Here is a 15,125-nt window from a genome sequence, read left to right as displayed (position 1 = left end):
GGAGGACCGTACGCTTGGGAGCTGTGCCAGCCGCCGAAACGCCTGCCCCCGCCGCCCTCTCCGACGCCGAGCTGCGGCCCGCCTCGCTGACCTCGCGCAGCCCGGTGGTGCCCGCCGACCGGATGGTGGCCGAGATGGTGCCGCCGCCGCGGTTCCAGGGCGCCAGGTTCAGCACCTACCTCCCGGACCCGGACCAGCCCAGCCAGGCCGAGGCGGTACGGGTGCTGGAGTCCTTCGTCGGCACCATGAACCGGACCGGCCCGGGGCAGACCGCGAAGAAGCGCTGGTTCGGTCGCCCCGCCCCGGTCCCGGCCGGTCCCGGCGGCATCTACCTCGACGGCGGCTACGGCGTCGGCAAGACCCACCTGCTCGCCTCGCTGTGGCATGCCGCGCCGGGGCCCAAGGCCTTCGGCACCTTCGTGGAGCTGACCAACCTGGTCGGCGCGCTGGGATTCCAGCAGGCCGTCCAGGCGCTGTCCGGGCACCGGCTGCTGTGCATCGACGAGTTCGAGCTGGACGACCCGGGCGACACCGTCCTGGTGTCCACGCTGCTCAGCCGGCTGGCCGAGGCCGGGGTGAAGCTCGCCGCGACCTCCAACACCCTCCCCGGGAGGCTCGGCGAGGGCCGCTTCGCCGCCGCCGACTTCCTGCGCGAGATCCAGGGACTGTCCTCGCGGTTCCACAGCGTCCGGATCGACGGGCAGGACTACCGCCACCGCGGCCTGCCCGAGGCCCCGGCGCCGTACACCGACGAGGAGGTCGGCGCGGTGGCGGCCAGGATCGGCGCGGGCGCCTCGCTGGACGGCTTCGAGGAACTGCTGGCGCATCTCGCCGCCGTCCACCCCAGCCGCTACGGCGCCCTGCTGGACGGCGTCCAGGCGGTCTGTCTGACCGGGGTCGTCCCGGTGGCGGACCAGAGCACCGCGCTGCGGCTGGTGGTGCTGGCCGACCGGATGTACGACCGGGAGCTGCCGGTGGTGGCCTCCGGGCTGCCGTTCGACCGGATATTCAGCGAGGAGATGCTGAACGGCGGCTACCGCAAGAAGTACCTGCGGGCCGTGTCCCGGCTGGTCGCGCTGGCGCGCGACGGCGCCAGGGTGCGCTGACCGCGGACCGGCGGGGCGCCGGCCGCAGCGGATTGTCAGTGGCGGGCCGTACGGTTGGTTCCGTGAGACCCATCACCGATCTAGAGCGAACAGTGGCGCCCTTCGAGGTCGTCAGCCCCTACCAGCCCAGCGGCGACCAGCCCACCGCGATCGCCGAGCTGGAACGCCGTATCCGCGCAGGTGAGAAGGATGTCGTCCTGCTCGGCGCGACCGGCACCGGCAAGTCCGCCACCACCGCCTGGATGGTCGAGAAGCTCCAGCGGCCGACGCTGGTGATGGCGCCCAACAAGACGCTGGCCGCGCAGCTCGCCAACGAGTTCCGCGAGCTGTTCCCCAACAACGCCGTCGAGTACTTCGTCTCGTACTACGACTACTACCAGCCCGAGGCGTACATCGCGCAGACGGACACCTACATCGAGAAGGACTCCTCCATCAACGAGGAGGTGGAGCGGCTGCGGCACTCCACCACCAACTCGCTGCTGACCCGTCGGGACGTGATCGTGGTCGCCTCGGTGTCCTGCATCTACGGCCTCGGCACGCCGCAGGAGTACGTCGACCGGATGGTCCGGCTCAAGGTCGGCCAGGAGTTCGACCGGGACGCCCTGCTGCGCCGCTTCGTCGACATCCAGTACACCCGCAACGACGTCGCCTTCACCCGCGGCACCTTCCGGGTCCGCGGCGACACCATCGAGATCTTCCCGGTGTACGAGGAACTCGCGGTCCGGATCGAGATGTTCGGCGACGAGATCGAGGCGCTGACCACGCTGCACCCGCTCACCGGCGAGGTCATCAGCGAGGACCAGGAGCTCTACGTCTTCCCGGCCTCGCACTACGTCGCCGGCCCGGAGCGGATGGAGCGCGCCATCGCCGGGATCGAGGCGGAGCTGGAGCAGACCCTGGCCACCATGGACAAGCAGGGCAAGCTGCTGGAGGCCCAGCGGCTGCGGATGCGTACCAGCTACGACATCGAGATGATGCGTCAGATCGGCACCTGCGCGGGCATCGAGAACTACTCCCGCCATATCGACGGCCGCTCGGCCGGCACCGCGCCCAACACCCTGCTGGACTTCTTCCCGGAGGACTTCCTCCTGGTCATCGACGAGTCCCATGTCACCGTCCCGCAGATCGGCGCGATGTACGAGGGCGACGCCTCGCGCAAGCGCGCCCTGGTCGAGCACGGCTTCCGGCTGCCCTCCGCGATGGACAACCGCCCGCTGAAGTGGGAGGAGTTCCTGGAGCGGATCGGCCAGACCGTCTACCTCTCGGCGACCCCCGGCAAGTTCGAGCTGGCCCGCGGCGACGGCCAGGTCGACCAGATCATCCGTCCCACCGGCCTGATCGACCCGGAGGTCGTGGTCAAGCCCACCGAGGGTCAGATCGACGACCTGATCCACGAGATCCGGCTGCGGACCGAGAAGGACGAGCGGATCCTGGTCACCACCCTCACCAAGAAGATGTCCGAGGACCTCACCGACTACATGCTCGACCTGGACATCCGGGTCCGGTACCTGCACAGCGACATCGACACCCTGCGCCGGGTGGAGCTGCTGCGCGAGCTGCGGGCCGGCGAGTACGACGTCCTGGTCGGCATCAACCTGCTCCGCGAGGGCCTGGACCTGCCCGAGGTCTCGCTGGTGGCGATCCTGGACGCGGACAAGGAGGGCTTCCTGCGCTCCGGCACCTCGCTGATCCAGACCATCGGCCGTGCCGCCCGTAACGTCTCGGGCCAGGTCCACATGTACGCGGACCGGATCACCCCGGCGATGGAGAAGGCCATCGAGGAGACCAACCGCCGCCGCGAGATCCAGCAGGCGTACAACACCGAGCACGGCATCGACCCGCAGCCGCTGCGCAAGAAGATCGGCGACATCCTCGACTCCATCGCCCGCGAGGACATCGACACCGGCGAGCTGCTGAGCACGGGCTACCGGCAGCCGGGTGGGGTGAAGGGCGGCAGGGGCGCGAAGGCGCCGGTACCGGCGCTGGGCGCGGCCGGCAAGCGCGGCGCCGCCGACGCCAAGGGGCTGCCCGCGGCCGAGCTCGCCGACCTCATCGCCGAGCTGACCGACCGTATGCACACGGCCGCCGCCGAGCTGCAGTTCGAGGTGGCCGCCAGACTGCGGGACGAAGTCAACGAGCTCAAGAAGGAGTTGCGCCAGATGCGTGAGGCCGGAATGGCGTGAGCGAACCGCCCGTTCCTTGCGTAAGGTTTGCTGCGGGGCGCCCGGGTTTGCAATCAGGGCATCCGTGCGCGTCAGGAACGGGGAGGATGTCCACCATGTCAGTGAGTCTGAACAAGGGTCAGAGCGTCAGCCTGGAGAAGGCCGGCGGGGGCACGCTCACAGTGGTGCGGATGGGCCTGGGCTGGCAGGCCGCTCCGCGAAAGGGGCTGTTCGGTCGGCGCGCGCGGCAGATCGACCTGGACGCGTCGGCGGTGCTCTTCGCCGACCACCAGCTGGCAGACGTGGTCTTCTTCCAGCACCTGGTGAGCAATGACGGCTCGGTGCGGCACACCGGTGACAACCTCACCGGTGGCGCCGGCGGCGAGGACGACGAGTCGATCCTGGTGGACCTCTCCCGGGTCCCCGAGCATGTCAACCAGATCGTGTTCACCGTGAACTCCTACACCGGTCAGACCTTCCAGGAGGTCGAGAACGCGCACTGCCGCTTGGTCGACGAGAGCACCGGGCAGGAACTGGCCCGCTACAGCCTCACCGGCGGCGGCGCGCACACCGGCCAGGTGATGGCCAAGGTCCAGCGGAACACCAACGGCGGCTGGCAGATGTCGGCCATCGGCGCCCCGGCCCGCGGGCGCACCTTCCAGGACATGCTCCCGGCCATCGCGCCCTACCTCTGACCCATCTGACCTGTGACTTTACTTCGAGATTCCATCCTTTACCTGCGTTTTACCATGTGATCAGGATGATGGAACCACGAAGGGGAGTACTCCCTAGAACGATGTTTCCGTCAACACGGCGGCGGTCCGTTCCGCGCCCGGAAGCGTCGGCCCCGCCATCATGACGGCGGGGCGGAGGAGACCTTCGGCAGCCCGACACGTTTGCCGAAGGAGCAGTACATGGACGTTTCCATGGCCATGTGGGCCACCACCATCGGGGTGCTCGTCGCCCTGATCGCCGCCGATTTCTTCATCGGCGGCCGCAAGCCGCACGACGTCTCGCTCAAGGAGGCGGGGATCTGGACGGCCGTCTGGGTCCTGCTGGCCGTCGCCTTCGGCGGCTTCCTCTGGTGGCACTCCGGCTCGGCCCCGGCCGGTCAGTTCTTCGCCGGGTACATCACCGAGAAGTCGCTCAGCGTCGACAACCTGTTCGTCTTCATCCTGATCATGGCGAAGTTCGCCGTGCCCAGCATCTACCAGCAGCGGGTGCTGATGGTCGGTGTGCTGATCGCACTGGTGCTGCGGGCGGCCTTCATCGCCGCCGGCGCCGCGATCATCGCCGGCTTCTCCTGGGTCTTCTTCATCTTCGGGGCCTTCCTGATCTGGACCGCCTGGAAGCTCGTCAAGGAGGCCAGGGCCGACGAAGCGGAGGAGGAGTTCGAGGAGAACCGACTCCTCAAGGCCGTCGAGCAGCGCTTCCCGGCGACCGATCGCTACCACGGCACCAAGCTCCTGGTGGTACAGAACGGCAAGCGGCTGATCACGCCGATGCTGATCGTGATGCTGGCCATCGGCACCACCGACGTCCTGTTCGCGATGGACTCCATCCCCGCCATCTTCGGACTCACCCAGGACCCGTACATCGTCTTCACCGCCAACGCCTTCGCGCTGATGGGCCTGCGCCAGCTCTACTTCCTGATCGGCGGTCTGCTGAAGAAGCTGGTCCACCTCTCCTACGGCCTCTCGGTGATCCTCGGCTTCATCGGTGTGAAGCTGCTGCTGCACGCCCTGCACGAGGCCGGCGCCCACTGGGCCCCGGAGATCGGCATCCCGTTCTCGCTCGGCTTCATCGTGGTGGTCCTGGCGGTGACCACCTTCACCAGCCTGGCCGCCTCCCGCAAGGAGGAGCGGCAGGAGCTGGAGCAGTCGGAGCACGAGCTGCAGAAGCAGTAACCCTGAGCAGCGACTGCACCGCTCCGCTTGTGGAGATTGAGTGACAGGGCGTCAAAAATCTCTGCAGCACGGCGGCGGGCGGGTTCCGCAAGGAGCCCGCCCGCCGTCTGTGTTGGCGCTAGGCTCGATCCGTGGCGGAGCAGAAGCATGCAGGTAGCGGCGTACTGCTGGAACGTGACGCCGAACTCGACGCAGCCCGCGGCGCGCTGGACAGTCTGGCGGCCCGGGCGGTCCCCGCACGGCCCGGTGAGCGGCTGCTCGTCTACACGGGCGCCGCCGGTCTGGGCAAGACCAGTCTGCTCGCCGCGGTGCGCGAGGAGGCGGCGGCCCGGGGGCTGCTGGTCCTGGCCGCCCGCGGCGGTGAGCAGGAACAGCTCTCCGCCTTCCATGTGGTCCGGGCCCTGCTGAAGCCGTTCCTCGCCGCCCTCGGGGAGGAGGAGCAGCGCGATCTGCTCGGCGGCTGGAACGACATCGTCGGCCCGGCGATCGGCCTGGCCCAGGAGGACGACGGACCGGCCTCCGCGCCGCCCGACCCGCAGGGCGTCAGGGACGGCCTCGACTGGGTGGTCACCAACCTCGCCGTCTCCCGGGGCCCGCTGGTCCTGGTGGTGGACGACGCGCACTGGGCCGACGCGGAGTCGCTGAGCTGGCTGGCCGCCTTCGCCAGCCGGGTCGACGGACTGCCGGTGCTGCTGGTCACCGCCTACCGCCCGGACGAACTCCCGGACAGCCCGGCGTCCTTCCGCACCATGGCCGGGGCCAACGGCGCCGTTCCGCTGGGCCTCACCGCGCTCACCCCCGACGCGGTGGCGGCCCTGGTGCGCAGGATGTTCGGCAGCCCGCCGACCCGGGTCGAGGACGCCTTCTGCCGTGAGGTCTGGGCGGTGACCGGCGGCAACCCCTTTGAGACGGTGGAACTGCTGGCCAAGGCCCAGGAACGCGAGCTGGCCGCGGTCGAGGAGTCCTGCCCGCTGCTGCGCGAGGTGGCCGCGGCCACCAAGGGCAGTGGTCTGGTCGCCCGGCTGGAGCGGCTCGGGGCCTCCTCGGTGCGGCTGGCCTGGGCGGTGTCCGTGCTGGGCATCCACACCCCGTTGGAACTCGCCGCTGCGACCGCCTCGCTCACACCCGCCGACGCCGCCGAGGCGGCCGACCGGCTGCGCGCGGCCCGCATCCTGACCGGTCATCAGATCCTGGAGTTCATCCACCCGCTGGTCGCCACCTCGGTCTACCGGGGCATCCCGGACGACCTGCGCACCGCCATGCACGGCCGGGCCGGCTGGGTGGTCCTCGGCGCGGGGAAGGGCCCGATCACCGCGGCCCGGCACTGGCTGGAGCTGCCGCCGCAGGGCGACACCGCCGTGGTGGATCAACTGCGTTCCGCCGCGCGGGCGTTCATGCAGGCCGGGGCACCCGAAACGGCTCAGCGCTGCCTGGCCAGGGCGCTGCGCGAGCCCCCGTCCCCGGCCCAGCGGGCCGAGGTGCTGTTCGAACTGGGGTGCTCCACCCTGCTCTACGACCCGGCGCAGACCGTCGGCCATCTGCGGGCCGCGCTGGAGCAGCCGCAGCTCCCGGATCAGTTGCACGAGGGCATCACGGTCCGGCTCGCCCAGTCGCTCGCGCACAGCAACAGCCTGCTGGAGGCGTCGCAGACCACCGCCGAGGCGGCCGCGCTGGCGGTCTCCGACCAGACCCGGCTGCGGCTGCTGGTCTGGAACTTCATGTGGTGCGCCTTCGACGCGGATGAGGAGGGCTCGGCGGCCCGCTCCGAACGCCTCGCCGATCTGGCGCTGCTGCTGGAACGCGGCGAGCAGACCATCGGCACCGCGGAGCGCTACGTCTTCGGGCTGCGTGCCTGGGACGCCGTGGTCCGCGGTGAGCCGGTGGCCACCGCGGTCCGCTACGCCGACCTGGCCCAGGAACAGGGCCTGAGCTGGACCGACCAGGAGTGGGCTTTCGAAGTGCCCACCCTGGCCTCGCTGGTCTACATGTTCGCCGACCTCCCCGAGCGCGCCGAGGAGCTGTTCGCCAAGGGCATCGCCGAGTACGAGGAGGCCGGCTGGCGCGGCGCCCACCTCGCCTTCGGGCACACCATCCTCGGCTACATCCGCTACCGCTGCGGCAGCCTGGCCGATGCCGAGCGCAGCGCCCGCGAGGGCCTGGCCATCGCCAACCGGGTCGGCGGCGAGGGCGTGCCGGTGCACTGGTACGCGGTGGGGACGCTGGCCGCAGTGCTGATGGCGCGCGGCAAGCTGGAGGAGGCGCGGCAGCTCGCTGAGCGCTACCACTTCCAGGCCCCCTACTCGGCGGCCGTGGTGTTCCCCGACTCGCAGACGGTCCGCGGCGGAATGCTGATCGCGCTCGGCGACGCCGAGGGCGCGGTGGCCGAACTGACCGCCGCCGGCGAGCGGTTCGACCGTCGCGAGATGGGCAACCCGGGCTGGTGCGGCTGGCAGCGGGCGCTGGCCCAGGCGCACGGCCGGCTCGGCCACCTGGAACTGGCCCGCTCCCTGGCCGAGGACCAGCTGGTCCGGGCGGAACGATTCGGCACCGACTCCGCCGTCGGCACGGCGCTGCGCGCTGCCGCCGAGTTCGCCGAGGGGAACGAGGCCAGGATCGACCTGCTGCGCAGGTCCGTCGACCGGTTCGAACGCTGCTCCGCCCCGTACGAGCACACCCGCGCGGTGGTCGACCTGGCGACGGCGCTGCTCGACGAGGGGCGCACCAAGGAGGCGCTGGAGCAGTTCCGTGCCGCGCTGAAGCTGGCCGAGTCCTGCGCCGCCGACGAACTCGCCGAGTACGCCCGCCGCGCGCTGGACGAGGCGTAGCGGGTCCGCCGAAGGCGAAGCTCAGGCGTGCACCGCGTGCAGTGAGCTGACGGCGCGCACCAGCGGCGCCAGCTCGGGGTTCTGTGCCGCGGCGTCCAGGGCCTCGCGCAGGGTGCGCTCATGGGTGGGGCGCGCCTGTTCCAGCAGTGCCAGTCCGGCCTCGGTGACATCGGTGTAGATGCCGCGCCGGTCCGTCGGGCAGAGGTAGCGGGACAGCAGACCGCGGTCCTCCAGTCGGGAGACCAGCCGGGTCGTCGCGCTCTGGCTGAGCACGACCGCCTCCGCGACCTGGGACATCCGCAGATGGCCGCCGGTGCCGTTGTGCTGCCGGCTCAGTACGTCCAGCAGCGAGTACTCCCGCACGCTGAGGTCGTGCCCGGCCTGCAGGGCCTGCTCGATGTGCGACTCGATCCGTCCGTGCAGCAGCGAGAGGGCGCACCAGCCCTGGGCGAGCGCTGTGAGGTCTGGGTCCGTGGCGGTCATACCCCGATGATACGACACTTCTGCAATAACCAGCGTTTGCAAATAGACAGCGTCTGCAACTAACCTTGCCATCCGTACCCGGTTGTCCCCACGGTGCTTCCGCGTCACTGGAAGTCCGCACGTCACGGAAGGCGCACCCCCATGCCGCTCGCACTCCTCGCCCTGGCCATCGGGGCCTTCGGCATCGGCACCACCGAGTTCGTGGTCATGGGGCTGCTGCCACAGATCGGCGACACGTTCGGCGTCACCGTTCCCACCGCGGGCCTGCTGGTCACCGGCTATGCGCTGGGTGTGGTGGCCGGTGCACCGCTGATGACCGTGCTCGGCACCCGGATACCCCGCAAGCGGATGCTGATGCTGCTGATGGGGCTGTTCGTCATCGGCAACACCGTCTCCGCGCTGGCTCCCTCCTTCGGGATGATGCTGGCCGGGCGGATCATCGCCTCGCTGGCCCATGGAGCCTTCTTCGGCATCGGCTCGGTGGTCGCCGCCGACCTGGTGGCGCCGCACAGGAAGGCCGGGGCCATCGCGCTGATGTTCACCGGCCTGACCGTCGCCAATGTGGTCGGAGTGCCGCTGGGCACCCTGGTCGGGCAGCACCTCGGCTGGCGCGCCACCTTCCTGTTCATCGCCGGTCTCGGTGTGGTGGGCCTGTTCGGGGTCGCCCGGCTGATCCCGGAGCAGTCCCGCTCCGGGGACGTGCGGCTGCGGGACGAGCTCGCGGTCCTGCGCAATCCGCAGGTGCTGCTGGCGATGGCGATGACCGTGCTGGGCTTCGGCGGGGTGTTCGCCGCGATCACCTATCTGGTGCCGATGATGACCGGGGTGGCCGGCTTCGCCGACACCTCGGTGACCTGGCTGCTGGCCCTGTTCGGCCTGGGCATGGTGGTCGGCAACCTGGTCGGCGGCCGCTACGCGGACCGCTCGCTGATGCGCATGCTCTACGTCACCCTCGGCGCGCTGGCCGCCGTGCTGGCGCTGTTCACCGTGACCGCGCACGACAAGGTCGCGGCCACGGTCACCGTCTTCCTGATCGGCGCCCTGGGCTTCGCGACCGTGCCGCCGCTGCAGAAGCGGGTGCTGGACCAGGCGGCAGGGGCGCCCACGTTGGCCTCGGCCCTCAACATCGGCGCCTTCAACCTCGGCAACGCCCTGGCCGCCTGGGCCGGCGGCCTGGTGATCTCGGCGGGCCTCGGCTACACCGCGCCCAACTGGGTCGGCGCCGCGTTCGCGGTGGCCGCCCTGGGGCTGGCCGTCCTCTCCTCCGCGCTGGAGCGCAGGACCGCGGGTGCGGCGGAGGCGGTCCCGGCGGCCGACGAGCCCGACCGGCTGTTCGCCTAGCGCCGCCGGCGGAAAACGCAAGGACGCCCCCGCACCGGAGTGCGGGGGCGTCCTCGACGCGCGGCGATCGTCAGATCGTGCGGATGTTCTCGGCCTGCGGGCCCTTCTGGCCCTGCGTGACGTCGAACTCGACCTTCTGGCCCTCGAGGAGCTCGCGGAAGCCCTGCGCGTTGATGTTGGAGTAGTGGGCGAAGACGTCGGCGCCGCCGCCGTCCTGCTCAATGAAGCCGAAACCCTTTTCGGCGTTGAACCACTTCACGGTACCGGTGGCCATATTGGTCTCCTTCTGTCAGGGGCTGGTGCCAGGACTCGCACGGTACGGGCCCTGTGTCGCCGGAATGATCACCCTGGTCACGAAGGGACCTGCAAAAGCACGAACGCCCGTGATCGCGATCACGGGCGGCCAAAACTTAGGGAACCACGCACTGCAACTGATCTAGAGAATACAGGGTGCGTACCGGGTGGCGTCAACAGATCCCTGATCCGGGTCGCGGTGATCCAGGTCGCGCGACACGCGGTGGTCCTCGCGTCGCGTGGTCCGGAGAGCGCCCATAGTGTACGGTTTTGCCCTGTAGTAGTCGTGGTTCTCGACGTTTGTACGCCCGTGATCCCGATCGCGGGCTTTTTTGCTGTCCGGGATCTCCCCTCATTCATGGCACGGGCGTGCGGATCGAGTACTCGGACTCCGCACGGTGCGGTTCCTGCACGACTACAGAGGAGAACGAGAGACATGGCCACCGGTACCGTCAAGTGGTTCAACGCCGAAAAGGGCTTCGGCTTCATCGAGCAGGACGGCGGCGGCGCCGACGTCTTCGCCCACTACTCCAACATCAACGCCCAGGGCTTCCGCGAGCTCCTCGAGGGCCAGAAGGTCGAGTTCGACGTCACGCAGGGCCAGAAGGGCCCGCAGGCCGAGAACATCCGCCCGCTGTAAGGTCCTCCGCTCCAGGGGCCGCAGGCCCCGACCGCGAAAGACCAGCGAACGCCCCGCACCGGTACCCCCGGTGCGGGGCGTTCCGCGTTGCGGCCGACGGTCCCGCGCCGGTCAGCGACCGTCGCGGGACCGTCCTGCCCGGACCCGCCAGGCCCATCCGAGCAGCGCGACCCCCGCCAGGATCACCAGCGCCCCGAGCGCCGCGTACTGGCTGTGGCCGCTCATCATCGAACCGTGCACCGCCCCCGTCCCCTGGGCGACCCAGACCGCCCCCAGCACGATCAGCAGTACCCCGCCGACTCCACGCACCCACATGAGCCACTCCGCTCCGCGTCGGCCGCCCCCACCGGGATCGGCGGTCCACCGAGGGTACGCGGCGGGGGCCGGCCCGGTTCAATGACGCGCTTTCGCCGGATGCGGGCGGCAGGATGGTAGGCATGAACCACACCGACAGCACCGAGCACAGCAGCCACGGCGCCCACATCGTGGTCCACCCGCCGAACATGACGACCCGGCCGCCGTACCGCGGGGTCGAGATCCTCGGCACCGTGGTGGGGAAGGCCTACAACCTGGCCGACGTCGAGGAGTTCGCCCGCAGGGCCGGACTGGAGGACGTCGACGTGGCCCAGTCCGAGGCCGTGGCCTGGGTGGGCGGCGGCCCGGGCTTCTGGGGCGCCGACACGGGGGAGTAGCGGGCCGTTCCTGGCCGGCGGCTTGCGGCTAGCGGAAAGCCAGGAAGATCACTGAGGAGCTGGGTATCGCGTAGACCTCCGGCTCCGCCGGGCCCCCGTCGTCCTCCCCGGTCCGCCGGGCGTCCACGTAGAGGACCGGTCCGCTCGCGGCGACGCGGACGTCGGCGAGCTGGTCGAGGCATTCGCCGGGATGGCGCGGATCAGGGATGATCTTGGCGATGAGGCGCAGTTCACGCGCAGTTCGCCAGTGCAGAGCTGTCATCGCGCGAGTGCTCCGTATCCGCGTGGCGTTCGGGTGCCACCGTGGTCCGCACAGGGGCACAACAGGGCCTTGCGGTGATCATCGTAGGAAACCGGGCGGTCCGGGCACTACGCCCATGACGGCACGATTCACTGTTCCATCAGGAGCTGACAGGGTGGTCCCGGTTCGTCGGCCCCGGACATCCAGGACGGTCCGCGCCGGTGGCCGGACCGGTACGGACCGTCTGCCGTCGCATGCCCTGGAGCGACGGGTGGAAGCAGCCCCGACGGAGAACCCATCCGCGTCAGGGTGCGTGGGCACTGGGCGCCCCGAGCGGCACTTGGGTGCGGACGCGCCGACCTGTCCGCGGGTGACGGAGGACGGGGACCAGGCGGCAGAAGGCACCGTGGGTACGGAGGTTGCCTTCCGCTCCGGGTCCCCCAGGCTGGGGGTTCGCACCGGTCAAGTGCGTGCAGCCGGGGTCCGGGGCAACGCAATGAGCATATGACGACCGGAAGTTCGACGGAAGGGCACATTCCCGGGCAGGGTCCGGCGCACCCGGCCGGGCGGGTCACCGCCGTGCGGCCCGGTGCTGGTGACGGTCTGTGAGAGGCCGGGTGCGGGTGTTCATCCGACTCGTCGCGGCCTGGCGAGCGAGCGCAGCTGGAAAGCATGGACGATGCCGGTCACGCCCAGCACCAGCAGCCAGATCCCGGACACCACGGTGAGCACCGTGAGTGAGTGGAACGGCGAGACGATCAGCACGATGCCCGCGATCGCAGTGATCACGCCGAGGAACAACTGCCAGCCGCGGGCCGGCAGCCCCTCCGTGGAGAGGGCGACGGCCGTCAGCATCACTCCTTGGAGCAACCAGCCGAAGCCGATCCACAGACCGAGCAGCAGGATGGACTCAGCGGCCCCGCGGAAGCAGATCAGCCCCAGCATGAGGCAGACCGCGCCGCTGACGAACCAGACGGCGCGCAGCGCTCCCGGCACATGGTCGCCGAACGCTCCCGCGATCTGGAAGACACCGCTGACCAGCAGGTAGATCCCGAAGAGGACGCCGACGACGGCGAGCGTCGCGTGCGGCCAGATCAGGACCAGCAGGCCCAGGACGATCGAGGCCGCACCGGCGGTGGCGAGCACCTGCCAGGCGGCGTTGGCGAGGGCCTCGATCGTGAGCCCCGAGCGGATACCCGCGGCGGGACGGTCACGGTGCGGACCGGAGTAGGGATCGGAGGAGACGCTCATGTCGGCAACCTCTCGCACGGCTGATACGTATGGGGGCCATCGTCCCTCCGCCGCCGCGTTCCCGCCCGTCGAAAACCGGTCGAAGCCCGCCCGCCCGCGACTACGCCGAGGTGAGCATCTGGGACAGGCCGGTGGACTTGAGGACGTGCTGCAGCAGCGGCGCCGCCCGGACGATGCAGAGCGGGACCCCGTAGTGGGCGGCCTGGCGCTGAGCCCGGATGAACACCGTCAGTCCGCCCCGGTCGCAGAAGTTCACCAGCGCGGTGTCGATCTCGATCCGCCCCACCTGTGGATCGGTGAGCAGCAGTTCCAGGGCCTCGGCGAGCATCGCGTCGGCCCGCCGGTCAACGCGGCCGGTGAGCATGATCTCTGCGGTCCTGGAGCCGTCCATCAGGAGGACGGATATGTCTGAACGGGTGCCCATGTCATCTCCGATGCGCCAACGGTGACTCGAGCAAGGTAATTGAATCAACCATGGCGTGTACACGTCTTATCTGAATTTCCCTCGCTGGAGCGTGCCTCTCTGCTAGCGGCCCGAGGGCAGCGGGGGTGCGTGGCGGACTTCCCAGCATAGGGTCATGGCCGCGCTGCCGACCCGTCCCGTCAGTTCGTCGGGAACCGGGGCGGGCCCGCTGTGGTCTCTGGTTGGTAAGCATCGACGGTCGCATGATTATTTTGCCGGTGCATGGACAAGAAGTCGGTGTGCGCGCATCCCCCGGTCGCGTACCGGTGCCCCGGGTCGCGTGGATGCGGGGCACCGTCCGCCGGGACCTGAGCCCCCGTCACCAGCCCCGGGTGCGCCATTCGGCGAGGTTGGGGCGTTCGGTGCCGAGGGTGGTGTCGTCGCCGTGGCCCGGGTAGACCCAGGTCTCGTCGGGGAGGGCGGCGAAGAGTTTGGTCTCGACGCCGTCGAGGAGGCTGGTGAAGGCCGCGGTGTCGCCCCAGGTGTTGCCGATGCCGCCGGGGAAGAGGCAGTCGCCGGTGAAGAGGTGGGGGTGGCCCTTGGGGTCGTCGTAGATCAGGACGATCGCGCCCGGGGTGTGGCCGACCAGGTGGCGGACGGTCAGTTCGATCTCACCGAAGCGGAGCATGTCGCCGTCGTCGAGGAGCAGGTCGGTGGGGACCGGGATGCCCTCGGCGTCCAGGCGGCCGGCTGCGGTGCGGGCGCCGGTGGCCTGGACGACCGGGGCGAGGGCGTTCCAGTGGTCCTGGTGGCGGTGGGTGGTGACCACGGTGGCGAGGCTGCCGCCGACGGTCTCCAGCAGGACCGGGGCCTCGGCGGCGGCGTCGATCAGCAGCTGCTCGTCGGTGGCCCGACAGCGCAGCAGATACGCGTTGTTGTTCATGGGCCCGACGGCCACCTTGGTGATCATGAGCTGCGGGAGCTCCCGCACCGCAGGGGTCCCGCCGACCTTCACCGCTCCGTGGTACGACATGACGTCAGCCTAGCGGCGGCAGCGCCGGCAGGTCGGCGGTGGGCACGCCCAGCGCGGATCCGTCGGAGCGTCCGGAGAGCCAGGCGACCAGTGCCGCGGCCGGCCCGGAGAGCCGCAACGGCTCCGGGGTCCGCTGCGGGCCACGGCCGATGCGGTAGCCGGCGTCGCTGCCGGAGTCGTGCAGGTACAGCGTCGGCAGGTCGGCGTTGTCGCGGAAGCGGGCGGTGAGCGAGGCGAGCTCGCGGGCGACGAAGTCGGCGGGCCAGTGCGCCGGGGTGTAGTCCAGGGCCAGGTCGACGTGGTGGTACTCGAGCTCGGAGACGCGCTTGTACGGAACGCCGAAGGCGGGGAACGCGCCGAGCCGGTGCGGGACCTCGATCGACCAGGCTGCGTCCGGCATGGCCTCGCAGGCGCCGACGAAGCGGAGCGCGGAGGCGCGCAGGTCGGCGAGGTGCTCGGGGAGCGACCGCTTGGCCCCGTCCTCGATGGCGCGCTCGCGGGCCTCCAGGCTCGGGTACATCGGGATGGGCTGCGAGGCGCGGGCGCCGCGCAGCAGGTTGCAGAGCGCGTCGGCGTTGCGTGCGATGTGGGTGAGGACATGGCCCCTGGTCCAGCCCGGCAGCGCGGAGGGCTGGTACAGCCGGCCGGGGACCATCGCCTCGACGCTGTGCAGCAGCCGTTCGGTGGCCTCCGCGGCCTGGGCGATGCTCTGCGTGGGGATCTGGGCAGGGGCGGTCATAGGTGTCT

The 15,125-nt window shown here is 70.3% G+C and carries 16 protein-coding genes; 8 read left to right on the top strand and 8 right to left on the bottom strand.

The window, feature by feature from the left end:
- Positions 1 to 14 precede the first annotated feature (14 nt).
- The 5 genes from zapE (at position 15) to ABH941_RS15455 (ending at position 8,000) form a co-directional block, all read left to right on the top strand.
- A complete protein-coding gene (zapE, locus tag ABH941_RS15475) occupies positions 15 to 1,106 on the top strand; it encodes a cell division protein ZapE (protein ID WP_370129734.1) in 1,092 nt (363 codons plus the stop codon).
- Between the two features lie 62 nt (positions 1,107 to 1,168).
- The gene (gene uvrB, locus ABH941_RS15470) at positions 1,169 to 3,289 is read left to right on the top strand and encodes an excinuclease ABC subunit UvrB (RefSeq protein ID WP_370129732.1); all 2,121 of its coding nucleotides are present in this window, start codon (positions 1,169 to 1,171) and stop codon (positions 3,287 to 3,289) included.
- Positions 3,290 to 3,384: 95 nt separating this feature from the next.
- Positions 3,385 to 3,963 (top strand): TerD family protein, encoded by a 579-nt coding sequence (locus ABH941_RS15465; protein ID WP_370129731.1) that lies wholly within the window; start codon positions 3,385 to 3,387, stop codon positions 3,961 to 3,963.
- Between the two features lie 219 nt (positions 3,964 to 4,182).
- Positions 4,183 to 5,175: a TerC family protein gene (locus ABH941_RS15460; RefSeq protein ID WP_370129729.1), complete on the top strand. Its 993-nt coding sequence runs from the start codon at positions 4,183 to 4,185 to the stop codon at positions 5,173 to 5,175.
- Positions 5,176 to 5,306: 131 nt separating this feature from the next.
- Positions 5,307 to 8,000: an AAA family ATPase gene (locus tag ABH941_RS15455; RefSeq protein WP_370129728.1), complete on the top strand. Its 2,694-nt coding sequence runs from the start codon at positions 5,307 to 5,309 to the stop codon at positions 7,998 to 8,000.
- A gap of 21 nt (positions 8,001 to 8,021) precedes the next feature.
- Here ABH941_RS15455 and ABH941_RS15450 read toward each other — a convergent pair whose 3' ends face one another.
- Positions 8,022 to 8,483 (bottom strand): MarR family winged helix-turn-helix transcriptional regulator, encoded by a 462-nt coding sequence (locus ABH941_RS15450; RefSeq protein WP_370129727.1) that lies wholly within the window; start codon positions 8,481 to 8,483, stop codon positions 8,022 to 8,024.
- Between the two features lie 141 nt (positions 8,484 to 8,624).
- On the opposite strand from ABH941_RS15450, the gene ABH941_RS15445 reads away from it, so the two are divergent.
- Positions 8,625 to 9,824 (top strand): MFS transporter, encoded by a 1,200-nt coding sequence (locus ABH941_RS15445; RefSeq protein ID WP_370129726.1) that lies wholly within the window; start codon positions 8,625 to 8,627, stop codon positions 9,822 to 9,824.
- A gap of 70 nt (positions 9,825 to 9,894) precedes the next feature.
- Here ABH941_RS15445 and ABH941_RS15440 read toward each other — a convergent pair whose 3' ends face one another.
- Positions 9,895 to 10,098 (bottom strand): cold-shock protein, encoded by a 204-nt coding sequence (locus tag ABH941_RS15440; RefSeq protein WP_030258797.1) that lies wholly within the window; start codon positions 10,096 to 10,098, stop codon positions 9,895 to 9,897.
- Positions 10,099 to 10,554: 456 nt separating this feature from the next.
- On the opposite strand from ABH941_RS15440, the gene ABH941_RS15435 reads away from it, so the two are divergent.
- Positions 10,555 to 10,758 carry a cold-shock protein gene (locus tag ABH941_RS15435; RefSeq protein WP_034090357.1) on the top strand — a complete coding sequence of 68 codons (204 nt, stop codon included), beginning with the start codon at positions 10,555 to 10,557 and terminating at the stop codon, positions 10,756 to 10,758.
- A gap of 111 nt (positions 10,759 to 10,869) precedes the next feature.
- Here ABH941_RS15435 and ABH941_RS15430 read toward each other — a convergent pair whose 3' ends face one another.
- The gene (locus ABH941_RS15430) at positions 10,870 to 11,073 is read right to left on the bottom strand and encodes a hypothetical protein (protein WP_370129725.1); all 204 of its coding nucleotides are present in this window, start codon (positions 11,071 to 11,073) and stop codon (positions 10,870 to 10,872) included.
- Between the two features lie 122 nt (positions 11,074 to 11,195).
- On the opposite strand from ABH941_RS15430, the gene ABH941_RS15425 reads away from it, so the two are divergent.
- The gene (locus ABH941_RS15425; protein ID WP_243876083.1) at positions 11,196 to 11,450 is read left to right on the top strand and encodes a hypothetical protein; all 255 of its coding nucleotides are present in this window, start codon (positions 11,196 to 11,198) and stop codon (positions 11,448 to 11,450) included.
- A 28-nt stretch (positions 11,451 to 11,478) separates the two neighbouring features.
- Here the strand turns inward: ABH941_RS15425 and ABH941_RS15420 are convergent, their stop codons facing one another.
- The 5 genes from ABH941_RS15420 to ABH941_RS15400 all read right to left on the bottom strand — a co-directional run bounded on the left by ABH941_RS15420 (position 11,479) and on the right by ABH941_RS15400 (position 15,117).
- Entirely contained in the window at positions 11,479 to 11,712 is a 234-nt protein-coding gene (locus ABH941_RS15420) for a hypothetical protein (protein WP_370129724.1), read from the bottom strand.
- Between the two features lie 606 nt (positions 11,713 to 12,318).
- Positions 12,319 to 12,942, bottom strand: coding sequence for an HdeD family acid-resistance protein (locus tag ABH941_RS15415; protein ID WP_370129723.1), 624 nt, complete (start codon positions 12,940 to 12,942; stop codon positions 12,319 to 12,321).
- 100 nt (positions 12,943 to 13,042) lie between these two features.
- Complete coding sequence (locus tag ABH941_RS15410; protein ID WP_133999770.1) at positions 13,043 to 13,366, bottom strand: STAS domain-containing protein; 324 nt, start codon at positions 13,364 to 13,366, stop codon at positions 13,043 to 13,045.
- Between the two features lie 358 nt (positions 13,367 to 13,724).
- Entirely contained in the window at positions 13,725 to 14,378 is a 654-nt protein-coding gene (locus tag ABH941_RS15405; protein ID WP_370129721.1) for an MBL fold metallo-hydrolase, read from the bottom strand.
- A gap of 4 nt (positions 14,379 to 14,382) precedes the next feature.
- Positions 14,383 to 15,117, bottom strand: coding sequence for a maleylpyruvate isomerase family mycothiol-dependent enzyme (locus ABH941_RS15400; RefSeq protein ID WP_370129720.1), 735 nt, complete (start codon positions 15,115 to 15,117; stop codon positions 14,383 to 14,385).
- Between the last annotated feature and the right edge of the window lie 8 nt (positions 15,118 to 15,125).

The organism is Streptacidiphilus sp. EB103A, assembly GCF_041261405.1.
Classification (GTDB): Bacteria; Actinomycetota; Actinomycetes; order Streptomycetales; family Streptomycetaceae; genus Streptacidiphilus.
This window is presented reverse-complemented; position numbering and strand designations above follow the sequence as displayed.